Genomic DNA, 14,999 nt, shown 5'->3' on the forward strand with positions numbered 1-14,999 from the left:
CGATTCCCTGTCTCATCGTCTCGCCGGGTCGGCACTAGAGTGGCGCCGTGGACATCCTCAGCGACACACTCGAAGTCCTGCGCACAGGGCGCCCGATGGTGACCCGCACCGACGCGCACGCCCCGTGGGCCCTGAGGTTCCGACCCGTCTCGGGAGCCGGGTTCCACGTGGTCGTGGAAGGGCACTGCCACCTGCTGCCACCGCACGGCGAGCCGCTCGCGCTCGGCCCCGGCGACATCGTGTTCCTGCGGCGCGGCAGCGGACACACCCTGGGCGACGCGCCGGGCCGCGAGCCGGTGGACTTCGTCCCGGAGCGCGTGGACCGTTCCTCGCCGATCGGCCGGGTCACGGTGGACGGGCCGGGGCCGCGCACGGTGCTGGTGTGCGGCGCGTACGCGATCGACGTCGACCGCCCGCATCCGCTGTTCGGCGACCTGCCGGAGGTCCTCCACCTCCCCGCGGTCCCGGGCCGCCACCCGGTGCTGCGCTCGGCGGTCGATCAGCTGTGCGCCGAGTTCCACGCGCCGCAACCGGGTTCGGACGCGGTCGTCACGGCGCTCATCGATCTGCTGCTGCTGTACATCCTCCGGTCCTGGTACGCCGAACTGCCGAGGGAGCGGACCACGGGGTGGACGGCCGCGCTGACCGACCCGGCGGTGGCCCCGGCGCTGAAGGCGATCCACGACGATCCCGGCCACCCCTGGACCGTGGAGTCGCTGGGCACCCGCGCCGGGCTGTCCCGCGCGGCGTTCGCCCGCCGCTTCGCCGCGGTGGTCGGCGAGCCGCCGTTGACGTACCTGACCAACTGGCGGATGGCCACCGCGGCGCGGCTGCTGCACCGATCGCCGGCCCCGGTGGGCACGATCGCGCAGCGCGCGGGGTACACCTCGGAGTTCGCCTTCGCCAAGGCCTTCAAACGGCACTTCGGATCGCCGCCGGGCGCCTACCGCAAGCAGGCCAGGACGGCCGGCGACGAACCCCCCGTACCCGGCTGACATCGCGGCCACGACCGATCGTGAGGGCCGCCGGGGTGCCGGCCGCGGGTACCAGCGGGCTCCGGGAGACGGTCAGGGGTTCGCGCTGCCCCCGGAAGGCCGGCCGAACCAGCGGCTCGCGGCCCGCTGGAACGCTTGGCGAGCACCCACGTCCGGCCCGCACGTCCATGGCGTGCGGGGTCGGAACAGCACTGGGCGCTGACGGTCAAGTCGCCGGCACGGACCGGCTCTAGCGTTCCCCGGGGAGGGAATGAGGGCCCTTCCGGGACCGCCCGACGACGTCGACTTCCCCCCGTACCGTCGCGTCGTCGGGCGTCCCTCCGACAGCGTGCGATGAGGCGAGCAGGTGGTGCGTCGATGACCGGGACCGACGGCGGGCAGGTCGGCGGGGCGAGCAGTTCGGCCTGGTCGCCGCTGCGCCGCCGCGTCTTCCGCGACCTCTGGCTGGCCCAGTTCACCTCGAACGTCGGCAGCTGGATGCAGACCGTCGGCGCCCAGTGGCTGCTGGTCGGGCACGGCGCGGCCCAGGTGTCCCTGGTCCAGCTCGCGGCGAGCCTGCCGATGCTCTTCCTCGCCCTGCCGGCCGGGGTCCTCGCGGACCTCGTGGACCGGCGCCGCCTGCTGCTGGTGATGCAGGCCGCCATGGCCCTGGTGGCCACGGCGCTCACCGTGCTGGCGTTCACCGGGCGGCTCGGCTCCTGGACGCTGCTGGCCCTCACCTTCCTCCTGGGCTGCGGGAACGCGCTCAACGGCCCGGCCTGGCAGGCGGTGCAGCCCTCGCTCGTCCCCCGGGCGGAGCTGCGCCAGGCCGCGGCGCTGGGGGCGGTGAACATGAACCTGGCGCGCGCCGTCGGCCCGGCCCTCGGCGGAGCCCTGGTCGCCACCCTCGGGGTCGGCTGGACCTTCGCCGTCAACGCCGCCTCCTTCCTAGCGATCCTGGCCGTGCTGGCGACCTGGCGCCCCGGCGCCGAGGCGGTCGCGCCGCGACCGGGCCAGGAGCGCGAGCACCTGTTCGCGGCCCTGCGCGCCGGCGGCCGGTACGTCCGCAGCGCTCCCCGGATCCGCCGGATCCTGCTGCGCAGCGCCCTGTTCGTGCCCGGCGCCTGCGCCCTGTGGGCACTGCTGCCGATCTCCGCCCAGCAGTCCCTCGGCCTCGGCGCGGCCGGGTACGGCCTGCTGCTCGGCGCCGTGGGAGTCGGGGCGGTCGCGGGAGCGGCGGCGCTGCCGGCGCTCTCGCGTCAGGTCGGCGGCGACGGCGCGCTGGCACTCGCCGGGACCGTCTTCGCGGGCGCGCTGGTGGCGCTGGCCGTCGGCCCGAGCGTGCCGGTCGCCCTCCTGGCCCTGGTGGCGGCGGGAGCGGCGTGGATCACGGCGCTGTCCACCCTGAACGCGGCGCTGCAGGTCGCCCTGCCGGCCTGGGTACGGGCCCGGGGCTCGGCCTTCTACCTGCTGGTCTTCCAGGGCGGAAACGCGCTCGGCTCGCTGGTCTGGGGGCAGGTCGCCCAACACGCCGGCGTGTCCGTGGCGATGGCCCTGGCGGCGGCGGTCCTCCTCGGCGGGGTGCTGTCGCTACGACGGCTGCCGCTGCTCGGCGGCCGCGCCGACCCGACGCTCTCCGAGGCCTGGCCCGAACCCCGACTGGCCGTCGAACCGGCGCCGCGGGACGGGCCGGTCCTGGTCACCGTGACCTACCTGGTCCGGGAGGAGAAGGCGCCGGCGTTCGTCGCGGCGATGCGGAAGGTGGAGTCCTCCCGGCGCCGGACCGGCGCCGTCACCTGGGGCCTGTACCGGGACACCGCCCGACCGGAGCGGTACGTCGAGACGTTCACCGTGACGTCCTGGTCGGAGCACTGCGCCCAGCACCACGGGCGCTACACCGGCGCCGACCACGCCTTCGAGACCGACGCCCGCACGCTGCTCACCCGGGACCCGACCGTCACCCACGCCATGACGGTGCACCACTGACGCACCGCGAGGAGCGGCCCGCCGGTGACGGCCGGCGCGGCCGCCCTCCCTTCCCTCCAAGACCACGCAGGCTACTGGTCGGGGGGACGGCGGCGGAAGGGCTAGATGAAGATGATTATCAACGCTACTCTGTCCCCGCTCGCCGCATGACGGTGAGCAGACAGGTTCTCGTCGCCGATCCGCGACGAGTGGGCTGAGGGGCGGTCACCTTGGTGGAGACGAGTCTCGGCAGCGCCCGGCACCTCCAGGTGGCACCGGCGGATACCCCGCCGCGCCGGAGGAGCGCGCTGCTGATCGGGGCGGTGGTCGCCGTCGTGGCGGCCGTCGCCCTGGCGGAGGTGTGGGACACGGGCGGGGTGCGGACCTGGCGGACGGTCATGGTCGCCATCGTCGTGCAGGGCGTGCCGTTCCTGGTGCTGGGCACGGTGGTCTCGGCGGCGATCGGGGCGTTCGTCCCCGACCGGGTGTTCACCCGGGTGCTGCCGAGGAACCCGGCCCTCGCCGTACCGGTGGCCGGGGTCGCCGGGGCCGTGCTGCCGGGGTGCGAGTGCGCGTCCGTGCCGGTGGCCGGCAGTCTGATGAAGCGCGGGGTGGCACCGGCGGCCGCGCTGGCGTTCCTGCTCTCCGCGCCGGCCGTCAACCCGGTGGTACTGGTCGCCACCGCGATCGCCTTCCCCGGCGAGCCGGAGATGGTGCTGGCCCGCCTGCTGGCCTCGCTGCTCACGGCGGTCGTGATGGGCTGGCTCTGGGCGGCCTTCGGGCGGCCGGAGTGGCTGCGGCTGCCCAAGGGCCCGGCCGGTCACGGCGAGGGCGGCGCGCGCAATCCGCTGGAGGAGTTCCGGCGCGGCCTGCAGCACGACTTCCTGCAGGCCGGCGGCTTCCTGGTGGTCGGCGCGGCGGCCGCCGCCACGTTCAACGTGCTCGTCCCGCCGTCGGTGCTGCGGGTCTTCGACGACTCGCCCTGGCTGGGCGTTCCGGTGCTCGCCCTCCTCGCCGTGATCCTGGCGGTCTGCTCGGAGGCGGACGCCTTCGTCGCCGCGTCGCTCACCGGCTTCTCCCCCGTCGCCCGGCTCGCCTTCATGGTCGTCGGCCCGATGGTCGACCTCAAGCTCATCGCCCTCCAGTCGGGCGCCTTCGGCCGCGCGTTCGCGCTGCGGTTCTCCACCGCCACCTTCGTGGTCGCCGTCCTCGCCAGCATCGTGATCGGAGGGGCCCTGTGAAAGCCACCGTTCGGGACCTCGCGCCGTGTCTGCTCGTCGCGCTGGTCGGCGCGGCCCTGCTGCGGATCACCGTCGGCAGCGACGTGTTCCTGCAGTACGTCAAGGAGGGCCTGCGGATCCCGCTGATCGCCTCCGGGACGGTGCTGCTCGGGCTGGGAGCCGCCGGTGTGGTGCGCCGGGTGACCGCCCGTCGGCAGGAGCCGGTGATGCGGTTCGGCCGGGACGCCGAGGGCAACGCGGTCTGGCACCGGCCCACCGAGGACGACGGACACCCGGACGGCCACGGGCACGACCACGGCGGCCACGGTCACGGACTGCGCGTGGCCTGGCTGCTGGCCGTACCTGCCGTGCTGCTGCTCTTCCTCGCCCCGCCCCCGCTCGGCTCGTTCACCGCTGCCCGGGACGGCTCGGACGCCGTCGTGGAGCCGGCGACGTACGCCGGGCTGGCGGCGCCGCCCACGGCTCCGGGCGCGGCTCCGGGCGCGGCCGGCGCGGGTGCGGGCGTCCGCGTCGACGTGGTCACCCCGATGTCGCTGACCGAGTTCATCGGCCGCAGCCGCGACCCGCAGAAGAGCCTGGAGGGACGCAGGGTCCGCCTCACCGGCTTCGCCTCCCCCGGAGCGAATCCCGGCGAGTGGTACCTCAACCGGCTGGTCGTCGGCTGCTGCGCGGCGGACGCCCGCCGACTGCGCGTCCTCGTCCACGGCACCGGCCCCGCCCCGGCCGCCGACAGCTGGGTCGACCTCACCGGGACCTGGCGTCCCGCTCCCGACGCGTCCGCCACCGCCGCACCGCGGATCGACGTGTCCGAGCAGCACGCCGTCCCCAAACCCCGCGCCCCGTACCGGGACCTGCCGCCCTCGGACGGCTGACGCGGCACACCGCGCACGCGCCGTCGTGCCCTTCCGCCACGAGGAGCCGCAGTTCTCGCACTGCGGCTCCTCGTGGTCTCACGGCTTCAGCAGCCCCCGCTCGTAGGCCCTGACCAGGTTGCGCGGCACCAGGTGCTCGCGGCCCTCCACGGCGATCGGGACGAGCTGCGGGGCCGCGGCCTTCCACTGCGACCGGCGGTGGCGGGTGTTGCTGCGGGAGGTCTTCCGCTTGGGTACGGCCATGGGAACGGCTCCTATCGGGTGGTCGAGGTGTAGGGCAGCAGGGCCATCTCGCGGGCGTTCTTGACCGCCCGGGCCATCGCCCGCTGCTGCCGCACGGTGAGCCGGGTGACCCGGCGGCCGCGGATCTTGCCGCGGTCGGAGACGAACCTGCGCAGCAGGTCCGTGTCCTTGTAGTCGACGGAGGTGATGCCCGCCTCGACGAGCGGGTTCGGGCGCGGCCGGGTCGGGCGTCCGCCGACGGGTCGCTTGGCCATCTCGGTTCCTCTCTCTGGTCAGGACACGGGTTCGAGCAGGCCCTCGAAGGCGTCGGGCAGGTCCTTCCATCCCCGCTCCCCCGCCATCAGTTCGGCGTCGGTGAGCAGGCAGGAGTCGAGCAGGTCGGTGATCCCGTCGACGTCCAGGCCCTCGGCGATGAAGACGAGTTGCTGGACGCGGTCGCCGTGCGCGGGATGCCAGTCGAGGGCCGCGGCGGCCCTGCGGGCGGGCGGGTAGAACTCCCAGGCGGCGTCGGGGAGCCCGGCCAGCCACGGGCCGCACTCCTCGACGGCGAGGTTCGCGCCGGCGGCGTCCCAGGCCAGCATCGTCCCGGGCCGGTTGGCCAGCCAGAACCGTCCGCGGCTGCGCTGGGCGGCCGGGACGAGCAGTTCGAGCGCCTCGTGGAACCGGCCGGGATGCAGCGGGCGGCGGCGCTCCCAGACCATGGTCGCCACGCCCGCGTCGTCGGCCTGCTGCGGCAGCAGGGCGAGCGCCGGGTTCACCCGGTCGCGGGCGGCCGCCACGTCGAAGCCGCCGAGCGCGGCACGCAGCAGTTCACCGGTGCCGAGCAGCACCCGCCGGGCGGTCGGGTGCAGCTGGCGCAGCATCGCGAGGCCGGTCTCACCGCCTCGGGCGACCGCGATGGTCGTGGCGTACTCGATCTGGTGGGCGAGCGCCTCGGCCCGGGTGCGGGTGTCGTCCGGCGACGTGTGCTCGCCGTGCTCGGCCAGGTCGTCGGGGACGGACAGTTCGCCGAGCAACCGGTCCGGGTCGACCGCGACCACGGTGCCGGCCAGTTCGAGGAACTCCTCCGCCGCCCGGCCGTCCACCTCGCCGCCGGCCAGCACCTCGGCCGCCGGGTGCGGGTCGCTGCCGCCCCACAGCTCCACGACGGCCAGCCCGTGCTGCCCGTCCTCGGCCAGGCGCAGCAGCTCGGGCAGCAGGTCCTCGCGCAGGGCGCAGCAGGCGCAGTCGTTGCTCAGCGGGACGTCCGCCGTCGCGATGGTGCCGGAGGCGTCGCGGAGTTCACGACGGACCGTACGGCGAGAGGCGTCGCGCAGGTCGTGGTGGAGGACGACGCCGTTGACGCTGCCGTCCAGCAGCTCCTGGACCGCGCGGCGGCGTTCCGCGCGGTGCAGGCCCGCCACGACCACGACGGGGAGCCTGAGGTGTTCGGGCACCGCGCTCACCAGCTCGACTTGCGCACGCCCGGCAGCTGTCCGGCGTGGGCCAGGGTGCGCAGGTTGATCCGGGAGAGGCCGAAGGCGCGCTGGTAGCCGCGCGGACGGCCGTCGACGCCGTCGCGGTTGCGGACGCGGGTGGCGCTCGCGTCGCGGGGCTGGCGGGCCAGCTCGCGCTGCGCGGCCGCCCGCTCCTCGGCGGTGCTCGCCGGGTGGGCGATGGTGCGCTTCAGCTCGGCGCGGCGCTCGGCGTACCGGGCGACGGTCGCGCGCCGCTGCTCGTTCTTGGCGATCTTGCTCTGTTTGGCCATCAGACCTTCTCCCCCCGGGCTCGGACGCGGGCGACGGCGGCCTCGACGCCGATGGCGTCGACGGTCTTCAGGCCCTTGGCGCTGAGGGTGAGGCGGACGTACCGGCCCTCGCTGGGCAGCCAGTAGCGCTTGCGCTGGATGTTGGGGTCGAAGCGGCGGCGGGTTCGCCGGTGCGAGTGGGAGATCGCGTTGCCGAATGACGGCTTGCGGCCGGTCAGTTGGCAGTGTGCGGACATGGTGACGACTCCGTTGCTCATCGTGCGGGCAGGCAGGGGACCACACCCCGGGACGGGCGTGCCGCCCCCTGGATGCCTTCCCACCCTATGCCAGATGAAAACGAATTTCATTTCGCTATAGTGGGACCACACACCGACGAAGGGGACATCCATGGCCCGCAACGAACTGCGCCCGATCATCAAGCTCCGCTCCACCGCCGGCACCGGCTACACGTACGTCACCCGCAAGAACCGCCGGAACGACCCAGACCGCCTCGTCCTGCGCAAGTACGACCCCGTCGCCAGGCGGCACGTCGACTTCCGCGAAGAGCGCTGACCACCCCCGCACCACCAGGAGGACCACTGCCATGAAGCCCGGAATCCACCCCGAGTACCGCCCCGTCGTCTTCCGCGACAAGGTCGGCGGCCTCGCCTTCCTCACCCGCTCCACCGCCACCGGCACCAGCACCGTCGACTGGGAGGACGGCAACACCTACCCCGTCATCGACGTCGAGATCTCCTCCGCCAGCCACCCCTTCTACACCGGCCAGACCCGCGTCCTGGACACCCAGGGCCGCGTCGAACGCTTCCACCGCCGCTACGGCACGGCTCAGGGCTGATCCGACGGCCCACCGCGGCAGGCGGCCGCCGCCGACCGACCACCTCCTCGGCCCCGCCGCCCGGACGAACCGGGAGGGCCTGCCCCCGCTGGGCAGGCCCTCCCGGGCGCTCCGTCGGTCACCGGGCAGCCGTGCACCGCCGCCTCGCACCCGCGCTCGCACCCTGGCGGCGCCTGGGCCGGATCCCGGCCCCGGCCGGCACGTTCGGGCTCGGCACGCCGGGACGGCCGGCTGCCGGAGCGGGGGCGCGGCCCACTACAGCGCGGCGAGCTGGTCCGCGAGGTCGTCGAGGCCGAGCGAGCCCTGGGCGAGGGCCTTCATGTGCCACGCCCTCAGGTCGAACGCGGCGCCCTGGCGGCGGCGGGCGGCCTCACGCCCCGCCAGCCAGGCGCGCTCGCCGAGCTTGTAGCCGATGGCCTGGGCGGGCCAGCCGAGGTAGCGGACGATCTCGCTGTCCCGCAGTTCCGCCGGACTGCCGTTGTACGTGGCCATGAACTCCGTGGCGAGTTCCGGTGTCCAGCGCTCGCCGGGGTGGAACTCCGCGTCGGCGGGAACGGCCAGGCCCAGGTGCATGCCGATGTCGATGATCACCCGGATGGTGCGCAGCATCTGCTCGTCGAGGAAGCCGAGGCGGTGGGCCGGGTCGTCGAGGAAGCCGAGTTCGTCCATCAGGCGTTCGGCGTACAGTGCCCAGCCCTCGACGTTGGCGCTGACCTTGCCCAGGGTGGTCTGGTAGCGGCTGAGCCGGTCGGCGACGGCGACCCACTGGGCGAGCTGCAGGTGGTGGCCGGGGACGCCCTCGTGGTACCAGATGCTGACGAGCTGCCAGGTGGGGAAGGTCTGCCGCCCAAGGGTGGGGAAGTAGGTGCGGCCGGGGCGGCTGAAGTCCAGGCTGGGGGCGGAGTAGTACGGCGAGGCGGCGCTGCCCGCCGGGGCGATCCGGGACTCCACCCGGCGCAGCGGGCCGGAGATGTCGAAGTGGGTGCCGTGGAGAGCGGTGATCGCCCCGTCCATGAGCTGCTGCAGCCAGTCGCGGACCGCCTCCTCGCCCTCGACGGCGGGGCCGTGCTTCTCCAGGTGGTGCATGGCCTCCAGGACTCCGGCCCCGGGCAGCACCCGGTCGGCCTCGGTGCGCATCTCGGCCGCGGTGCGGCGGAACTCGTCCCAGGCCCAGGCGTAGGCCTCGTCCAGGTCGACGTCGGCGCCGGTGTGGTGGCGTACGGCGATCCGGTACCGCTCCCGGCCGACGGCGTCCGGGGTTCCGGTGGTGGCGGGGGCGTAGGTGTCGCGCAGCCAGTCGCGGAACGCGGCGACGGCGTCGGTGGCCCGGAGGGCGGCGGCGTCCAGTTCGCCGCGCAGCCGCTCGGGTCCGGGGGCGACGAACTCGGCGAACCAGCCCGCGCCGCCGGCGCCTCCGCCGGTCCAGGCGGTGAGCTGGTCGGCGACGGCGGCCGCCTGTCGGGGCGCGGCGAGCAGGCGCCGGTCCATCCCCTCGGTGAGGGTCGCGCGGTATCCGTCGAGCGCGGCGGGCAGGTTGCGCATCCGGCCGGCCACCGCGGCCCAGTCGTCGTCGGTGGCGGTCGGCATGTAGGTGAAGATGTCGCGTACCTGGTGGACGTGCGCGCCGATGTTGCGCAGTTGGCGGAAGTGCTCGCCGGAGTCGTGCACCGCCAGTTCGGCGGTCAGGCGCTCACGGAGCAGCCGGGCGCAGGCGAGGTCGGCGGGGCCCGCCGGGGCGGGCAGCGCGGCGAGCGAGGTGAGCGTGCCCCGGGCCAGGCCGGCGAGTGCCTCGAACCCCTCCGGCGAGAGGTCCGGCTGCCGCTCGTCCCCCGGGTTCAGGCCCAACCAGGCGGCGACCAGCGGAACGTGCGCCGCCACCTGTTCGAGGTGGCGGTCGGCGATGGTGCGCGCGGTGATCGTTTCGTTTGCCATGCCGTCATCCTGATCCATCGACAGCACCGCACGACAGTCGGCCGGCCTCGCAGCCGGGCGGGCCCTCGGCGGACCGCCTCAGGACGGATCGGCCACGCTCACCCGCCGTGCCCCGTCCGGCCGGGTTCGAAGCACGGATACCCCGGCAACGGGTCCACGCGCCATCCGTCGGCGACGTCCCGCGACAGCCGGCGCATCGCCTCCGCGAAGGCGGGGAGACCGGCCAGTCGTGCGGCCTCCTCCCAGCGGTGCCCGAGCACCTGACGCCGGGTCGGCACCGGCCGCCGGGTGCGGTGCATCGGGCCGTCCTCGGCGGCGCGCGGGAGCAGGCGTACGGTCGCGTCCACCGTCCACACGGCGACGGCCTGCCGCATGCCGTCCTCCCACACCGCGTCGTCGGCCAACGCCGGGTACACCGGTACGACTTCGGCCCGGTACGCCGCCTCGATCCGCGGGGCGAGCCCGGCCGGGAGGGCGAAGACGCACCAGCAGGTGGAGAACGGCATCCGGCAGTACGCCGCGGTCAGGAACACCGACTGGTAGCAGGCGGCCTCGAAGTCGATCAGGCGCAGCCCCTGCGGGGTCAGCAGGTTGTTGTCCGGGCAGGTGTCCCCCGGTGTGAACGCCGGGTACTCCTCCCCGCCCGCCGTCCCGATCCGCGCGAGCTCCTCGGCCAGCCCGTCCGGCACCGCGACGCCGGCCTCCTCCAGGACGCCGGGGAAGGCGGTCGCGTTGCGCGCGGTCCACGGCTCGTCCGCCCAGGTCGGCATCCCCCTGTCGTACCGCGCCCACAGCCGGGCGAGGTCGGCCTGCCGGTCCACCGAGCGGGCGGCCAGCCGTCCCAGCCCGGCCGCCCAGGTCAGCAGTCCCTCCTCCGCGGCCGCCGGATCGTCGCCCAGCAGCAGGTCCGCCAGGGTGGGGGCGCCCCCGAAGTCCTCCAGCACCACCAGCGGCGCCTCCGGGTCCACCCCGAGCAGCGGCGGGCCGGCCAGCCCGAGCGCGAGCCCGGCCGCCTCCGCCGTGAAGCCGCGCAGCGCGTCCGGGCCGCCGGTGTAGGCCTTGACGACGACGCTCCGCCCGTCGCCCGTCCGGCAGCGCAGCACGGTGGTGCGGCTGCTCCCGCCCAGGTCGACGGCGTCGTGCAGCGGGGTGGTCAGCAGCCTCTCGGCGGCGCGCAGGATCTCGTTCACCCGCGCATCCTGCCACCGGCCGCCGGCTCCGCCGACGACGGGGCGTGCTCGGGGCCCGTCGGGGCGGGAGCGGGGCGGGAGTTGGGCCCCGGGGCTTCCTCCCGGGGTGCGGGTCGGGTCGGTGGCCGGGGCCGAGTCCGAGGAGGCGGCCCGGGTGGTCGAGCGAGTCGGTCAGGGCGGGCCCGATCCGGCGAGTCGGTCAGGGCGGGCCCGATCAGACGGCCCCGGTCAGGGCGGCCCCGGTCAGGACTGGGAGGCGTTCTGGCGCGCCCGGTAGTTGGCGGCCTTGACGCGGTTGCCGCAGGTGCGCATCGCGCACCACTCCCGGCGGTGGCCCCGCGAGCGGTCGAGGTAGACCTGGGTGCACTCCGGGCGGGAGCACTCCCGCAGCAGCGCGGCCTCCTCCCCGCCGACGAGCCGTACGGTCTCGCGGGCCAGCGTCGCCAGGGCCTGGGAGACCGACCCGGTCAGGGTGACGCCCTCCGGAGCGAGCCGGACCGTCACCGGCAGGCCGGAGGCGTGCAGGTTGACCTCCGCCACCGCCTCGGCCGGGAGCGGCCGGCCGTGGAGCCGGGCCGCGACCAGGTCGTAGATCGCCTCGCGCAGCCGCACGGCGATCGCCACCTCGGCCTCGTTCGCGCCGGGCGCCGAGTCCAGCGTCCCCGACTCGACGAACCAGTCGTCCAGCAGGGCGGGCGTGGCCAGTTTCTCCAGCGGCTTCGCGTTGCGCCGGGCGCGCAGCGTGCCGACGAAGTCCAGGGCCGGGGTCCCGCAGGGGAATGCGTGATTCACGTAACCATACTGGCCAGTGACAGGGCCCGAGGCAAGTCCTCCGCCGTTGCGGGCCCCGGCCGCCCGGCGGTTCGGGGGCGGCACCGGACCCGGCGCCGCCCCCGAACCGCCCCTGCCGAGGGCCTACTTGGCGAGGGTCTCGTACGCCGCCTGGGCGTGGGACTCGTTGATCTGTCCCTGGAAGAACACCTCGTTGTTGATCGTCACGTCACCACGGGTCGTGCCCACCACCCAGGACGCGTGGCTGCTCGGGTCGACCCAGAGGATCGGGGCCCCGCTCTGCGCGAGGTTCCCGCCGCACAGCATGAGCCAGATCCCCTGGCCCGGGTACTTGGGGTCGGCGCTGGCGAAGGCGCCGCAGGTGGCCTGGGTGCCGGACGGGTAGTAGACGGTCGTGAAGGCGCCGGTGGGATCCTTCGGGTCGCCGAACGAGACCCCGTAGCCGCCCATGATCTCGGCCAGCCCCTTGCCCTGCTCGTTGACGCCGAGTCCGACGTAGGCGACGTCCCCCACCGGCGACCCGAGGGTGTAGTTGCCGGCGAGCGCCGCCCCGTTCATCGGGAACTTCCCGTACGGCGTGCTGCCGTTGTCGTACGCGGGCACGAACACGACGTTGAGCGCGTCACCGCTGGAGTTGCGCAGGCAGTGCGCGGCGGTCTCCACCATCCCCTTGAGCTTGCCCGGGGTCACCGAGACCCCGCCGCACTCCCTGGCCTGCCCGTTCCGGGTGAAGAACAGCTTGCCGACGCGCCGGTCGTAGGTGCCGGCGAGCCGCTGCTCGGCGGTGGCCCCCGAGGCGGCCGACTCGAAGGCGACCGATCGGGAGCCCGCCGCGTCGGGGGCGGCCGCGGTGCCGCCCTCCGAGTCGAGCACCGCCTGCCGCATGCGCTCCGGGGTCCAGTAGGCCGTCGCGTCGGCACCCGCGGTGTCCGTCGCGGCGGTGACGGTCCTCGGCGCCGCCGCGGCGCCGAGGCCCTCCGCGCCGGCGGGGGCCGTTCCGAGGAACGCCGTGAAGGCGAACAGGGCGCCGGCGAAGGCCGCGGCACCGGCCGTCGTCTTTCCGTGGCGAATCATCATTCCACTCCTTTTGCGGATTCTTCGCCGTCGCTCGACGGAATCCGGCGGGCGGTCGGCCGCCATCGCCGGTCCGTGCTGTGACGGGCGTTACTGAAAACGTGTCGGGGATTCCCGGACACGAGAATGCGGGCGGATGCGCGTTGACCGGTCAGGGCCGTCGGGCTGGGGCCTGCGCGGCGGTGAGCGAGGGGTCGCTCTCGGCGACGGGGGCGAGGATCTCCTCCGCCCTCGCCACCAGCCCGGGATCGAGCCGGACACCGGAGGCCCGGGCGTTCTCGCGGATCTGCGCGGGGTCCGTGCCGCCGATGACGGCGGCCGAGACCGCGGGCTCGCGCAGGACCCAGGCGAGCGCGAACTGGGGCAGGGTGAGGTCCGCCTCCGCCGCCAGCGGTGCGAGTTCCGCGACCCTTTCCAGCACGTCGGTGCGGAGGAATTCGCCGATGTTCCCGGCCCCGCCCTTGGTGTCGGTGGCCCGGGTGCCGGCGGGAGCCTCCCGGCCGGCGCGGTACTTTCCGGTGAGCACGCCCTGGGCGAGCGGCGACCAGACGATCTGGCCCATGCCGAGTTCGACGCAGGCCGGGATCACCTCGGCCTCGATCACCCGCCAGAGCATCGAGTACTGCGGCTGGTTGGAGACGAACGGGACGCCGAGTTCCCGGGCCAGCGCGTGCCCGCGCCGGATCTGACCGGCCGTCCATTCGGACACCCCGATGTAGTGGGCCTTTCCGGACCGCACGATGTCCGCGAACGCCTGCATCGTCTCCTCCAGCGGAGTATGCGGGTCGAAGCGGTGGGCCTGGTAGAGGTCGACGTGGTCGGTGGCGAGCCGGCGCAGCGAGCCCTCGACCGCGGTCATCAGGTGCTTGCGCGAGAGCCCGCGTTCGTTGGCGCCGGGGCCGGTGGGGAAGTACACCTTGGTGGAGATCTCCAGCCCTTCGCGCCGCCGTCCGCGCAGCGCGCGGCCGAGGACCCGCTCCGCCCGGGTGGCGGCGTAGGCGTCCGCGGTGTCGAAGGTCGTGATGCCCGCGTCCAGGGCCGCGTGCACGCAGGCGATCGCCTGCTCGTCGTCCAGCTGGGAGCCGTGCGTCAGCCAGTTGCCGTACGCGATCTCGCTGACCAGGACGCCGCTGGCGCCCAGGTGGCGGTACTCCATGACGGGGGTCGCTCCTCTCGGTGCGGGGGGTGGTGGAGGGGGGAACGGTGGGGTGCGCCGCTCCGCGGGGCCGGGCCGGGGGCGGCCTCGGGCGACCAGAGCAGCGCGGGGTCGCGGTCGAGGATGCGCTGGTGCGTCCGGCTCAGCTGGGGTGACGGGCCGACGCCGAGCTCCTCCTTCAGCAGCCGTCCGGTCTCCCGGAAGACGGCCAGCGAGTCGGCCTGCCGGTTGGCCCGGAACAGGCAGACCATGAGCAGCTCGCGCAGGCCCTCGTCGAGCGGGTTCTCGGCGGTGAGCTCCCACAGTTCGGTCGCGGCGGCCAGGTGCTCGCCGAGCCTCATCCGGCAGCGCAGGCGTTCGCTCCGGGTGGTGCGGAGCAGTTCGCCGAGGAACGTCCGCTTGGCCTCGGCGAGCGGCCCCGGCACGTCACGGAGGGGTTCCCCGTGCCACAGGCGGATTCCCTCCGCGTAGCGGTCCGCGGCCTCCGCGGTCCTTCCGTCCAGCTTCGCCGCCTCGGCGAGGGACACGATCCTCCGGAACTCGTCGAGATCGACCGACGCTTTCTCCGCGTCGAGCTGGTAGGACCTGCCGGAATTCCCGACGATGTCGATTCCGGCGGCCCGCAGGGTCTTTCTCAGGAGGTACACGTGGGTGCGGACGGTTTCGGCGGCCGTGCGCGGCTGCTCGGTGCCCCAGAGTGCGGTGGCGATTTTCTCGGTGGTGAGTTTCCTGTCGTTCGAGAGGGCGAGTGCGGAAAGGACGGCCTGCTGTTTCGGGCTGGAAATGCCGACCGTGGTTCGGGAGTTCGACACGGAGAGCGGTCCCAACAGGCGGACAGCGAACACGGAAGCCTCCAGGCTTTCTCGGCGGCGGGTTCAATGGTGCGCACACACCGACGGAGCGTCAAGGCGTACAGGTCATACACGAATTGAGCCGGAAAAAGGTTCACGGCGCCCGGTCGCCGGGTGGAATCCGGCT

At 74.3% G+C, this 14,999-nt stretch carries 17 protein-coding genes; 6 read left to right on the top strand and 11 right to left on the bottom strand.

Annotated features, from left to right (window positions below; translation table 11 throughout):
• Nucleotides 1-47: 47 nt before the first annotated feature.
• The 4 genes from ACFY0X_RS19465 (at nucleotide 48) to ACFY0X_RS19480 (ending at nucleotide 5,052) form a co-directional block, all read left to right on the top strand.
• The gene (locus ACFY0X_RS19465; protein WP_387756208.1) at nucleotides 48-995 is read left to right on the top strand and encodes an AraC family transcriptional regulator; all 948 of its coding nucleotides are present in this window, start codon (nucleotides 48-50) and stop codon (nucleotides 993-995) included.
• 357 nt (nucleotides 996-1,352) lie between these two features.
• The gene (locus ACFY0X_RS19470; RefSeq protein ID WP_387756210.1) at nucleotides 1,353-2,960 is read left to right on the top strand and encodes an MFS transporter; all 1,608 of its coding nucleotides are present in this window, start codon (nucleotides 1,353-1,355) and stop codon (nucleotides 2,958-2,960) included.
• Nucleotides 2,961-3,208: 248 nt separating this feature from the next.
• Nucleotides 3,209-4,180 carry a permease gene (locus ACFY0X_RS19475; RefSeq protein ID WP_387756605.1) on the top strand — a complete coding sequence of 324 codons (972 nt, stop codon included), beginning with the start codon at nucleotides 3,209-3,211 and terminating at the stop codon, nucleotides 4,178-4,180.
• Entirely contained in the window at nucleotides 4,177-5,052 is an 876-nt protein-coding gene (locus tag ACFY0X_RS19480) for a TIGR03943 family putative permease subunit (RefSeq protein WP_387756212.1), read from the top strand. Before ACFY0X_RS19475 ends, ACFY0X_RS19480 begins: the two co-directional genes overlap by 4 nt.
• 78 nt (nucleotides 5,053-5,130) lie before the next feature.
• On the opposite strand, the gene rpmF is transcribed toward ACFY0X_RS19480, so the two are convergent.
• The 5 genes from rpmF to rpmB are packed head-to-tail and all read right to left on the bottom strand — an operon-like array spanning nucleotide 5,131 to nucleotide 7,278.
• Complete coding sequence (gene rpmF, locus ACFY0X_RS19485) at nucleotides 5,131-5,295, bottom strand: 50S ribosomal protein L32 (protein WP_387756214.1); 165 nt, start codon at nucleotides 5,293-5,295, stop codon at nucleotides 5,131-5,133.
• Nucleotides 5,296-5,306: 11 nt separating this feature from the next.
• The gene (gene rpsR, locus ACFY0X_RS19490) at nucleotides 5,307-5,549 is read right to left on the bottom strand and encodes a 30S ribosomal protein S18 (RefSeq protein WP_387756216.1); all 243 of its coding nucleotides are present in this window, start codon (nucleotides 5,547-5,549) and stop codon (nucleotides 5,307-5,309) included.
• An 18-nt stretch (nucleotides 5,550-5,567) separates the two neighbouring features.
• Nucleotides 5,568-6,731 carry a CobW family GTP-binding protein gene (locus tag ACFY0X_RS19495; protein ID WP_387756218.1) on the bottom strand — a complete coding sequence of 388 codons (1,164 nt, stop codon included), beginning with the start codon at nucleotides 6,729-6,731 and terminating at the stop codon, nucleotides 5,568-5,570.
• Nucleotides 6,732-6,736: 5 nt separating this feature from the next.
• Nucleotides 6,737-7,042, bottom strand: a complete 306-nt coding sequence (gene rpsN, locus ACFY0X_RS19500) for a 30S ribosomal protein S14 (protein WP_387756220.1) — start codon at nucleotides 7,040-7,042, stop codon at nucleotides 6,737-6,739.
• The gene (gene rpmB / locus ACFY0X_RS19505; RefSeq protein WP_387756222.1) at nucleotides 7,042-7,278 is read right to left on the bottom strand and encodes a 50S ribosomal protein L28; all 237 of its coding nucleotides are present in this window, start codon (nucleotides 7,276-7,278) and stop codon (nucleotides 7,042-7,044) included. The genes rpsN and rpmB overlap by 1 nt, the downstream gene beginning before the upstream one ends.
• A 151-nt stretch (nucleotides 7,279-7,429) precedes the next feature.
• Between rpmB and rpmG the strand changes: the two genes are divergently transcribed.
• Together rpmG and ACFY0X_RS19515 are read left to right on the top strand one after the other, a co-directional pair.
• Nucleotides 7,430-7,594 carry a 50S ribosomal protein L33 gene (gene rpmG / locus ACFY0X_RS19510; RefSeq protein WP_350741047.1) on the top strand — a complete coding sequence of 55 codons (165 nt, stop codon included), beginning with the start codon at nucleotides 7,430-7,432 and terminating at the stop codon, nucleotides 7,592-7,594.
• Nucleotides 7,595-7,625: 31 nt separating this feature from the next.
• On the top strand, nucleotides 7,626-7,877 hold the full coding sequence (locus tag ACFY0X_RS19515; RefSeq protein ID WP_387756225.1) for a type B 50S ribosomal protein L31: 252 nt from the start codon (nucleotides 7,626-7,628) through the stop codon (nucleotides 7,875-7,877).
• Nucleotides 7,878-8,132: 255 nt separating this feature from the next.
• Here ACFY0X_RS19515 and ACFY0X_RS19520 read toward each other — a convergent pair whose 3' ends face one another.
• From ACFY0X_RS19520 to ACFY0X_RS19545, 6 genes are all read right to left on the bottom strand, one after another.
• Nucleotides 8,133-9,809, bottom strand: coding sequence for a DUF885 domain-containing protein (locus tag ACFY0X_RS19520; RefSeq protein WP_387756227.1), 1,677 nt, complete (start codon nucleotides 9,807-9,809; stop codon nucleotides 8,133-8,135).
• A gap of 98 nt (nucleotides 9,810-9,907) precedes the next feature.
• Nucleotides 9,908-10,999, bottom strand: coding sequence for a hypothetical protein (locus ACFY0X_RS19525; RefSeq protein WP_387756229.1), 1,092 nt, complete (start codon nucleotides 10,997-10,999; stop codon nucleotides 9,908-9,910).
• A gap of 243 nt (nucleotides 11,000-11,242) precedes the next feature.
• Complete coding sequence (locus tag ACFY0X_RS19530) at nucleotides 11,243-11,791, bottom strand: CGNR zinc finger domain-containing protein (protein WP_387756231.1); 549 nt, start codon at nucleotides 11,789-11,791, stop codon at nucleotides 11,243-11,245.
• 123 nt (nucleotides 11,792-11,914) lie between these two features.
• Entirely contained in the window at nucleotides 11,915-12,868 is a 954-nt protein-coding gene (locus ACFY0X_RS19535) for a trypsin-like serine peptidase (RefSeq protein ID WP_387756233.1), read from the bottom strand.
• A 148-nt stretch (nucleotides 12,869-13,016) separates the two neighbouring features.
• A complete protein-coding gene (locus ACFY0X_RS19540; RefSeq protein ID WP_387756235.1) occupies nucleotides 13,017-14,021 on the bottom strand; it encodes an aldo/keto reductase family protein in 1,005 nt (334 codons plus the stop codon).
• Nucleotides 13,955-14,833 (bottom strand): BTAD domain-containing putative transcriptional regulator, encoded by an 879-nt coding sequence (locus ACFY0X_RS19545; RefSeq protein ID WP_387756237.1) that lies wholly within the window; start codon nucleotides 14,831-14,833, stop codon nucleotides 13,955-13,957. The genes ACFY0X_RS19540 and ACFY0X_RS19545 overlap by 67 nt, the downstream gene beginning before the upstream one ends.
• Between the last annotated feature and the right edge of the window lie 166 nt (nucleotides 14,834-14,999).

The organism is Kitasatospora sp. NPDC001547, assembly GCF_042894165.1.
Taxonomy (GTDB): domain Bacteria; phylum Actinomycetota; class Actinomycetes; order Streptomycetales; family Streptomycetaceae; genus Kitasatospora.

Coding starts and splice junctions, on each gene's coding strand:
- rpsN (WP_387756220.1), bottom strand. CDS start 7,042: ATGGCCAAACAGAGCAAGATCGCCAAGAACGAGCAGCGGCGCGCGACC.
- rpmF (WP_387756214.1), bottom strand. CDS start 5,295: ATGGCCGTACCCAAGCGGAAGACCTCCCGCAGCAACACCCGCCACCGC.
- rpmB (WP_387756222.1), bottom strand. CDS start 7,278: ATGTCCGCACACTGCCAACTGACCGGCCGCAAGCCGTCATTCGGCAAC.
- ACFY0X_RS19515 (WP_387756225.1), top strand. CDS start 7,626: ATGAAGCCCGGAATCCACCCCGAGTACCGCCCCGTCGTCTTCCGCGAC.
- ACFY0X_RS19540 (WP_387756235.1), bottom strand. CDS start 14,021: ATGGAGTACCGCCACCTGGGCGCCAGCGGCGTCCTGGTCAGCGAGATC.
- ACFY0X_RS19470 (WP_387756210.1), top strand. CDS start 1,353: ATGACCGGGACCGACGGCGGGCAGGTCGGCGGGGCGAGCAGTTCGGCC.
- ACFY0X_RS19520 (WP_387756227.1), bottom strand. CDS start 9,809: ATGGCAAACGAAACGATCACCGCGCGCACCATCGCCGACCGCCACCTC.
- rpsR (WP_387756216.1), bottom strand. CDS start 5,549: ATGGCCAAGCGACCCGTCGGCGGACGCCCGACCCGGCCGCGCCCGAAC.
- ACFY0X_RS19535 (WP_387756233.1), bottom strand. CDS start 12,868: ATGATGATTCGCCACGGAAAGACGACGGCCGGTGCCGCGGCCTTCGCC.
- rpmG (WP_350741047.1), top strand. CDS start 7,430: ATGGCCCGCAACGAACTGCGCCCGATCATCAAGCTCCGCTCCACCGCC.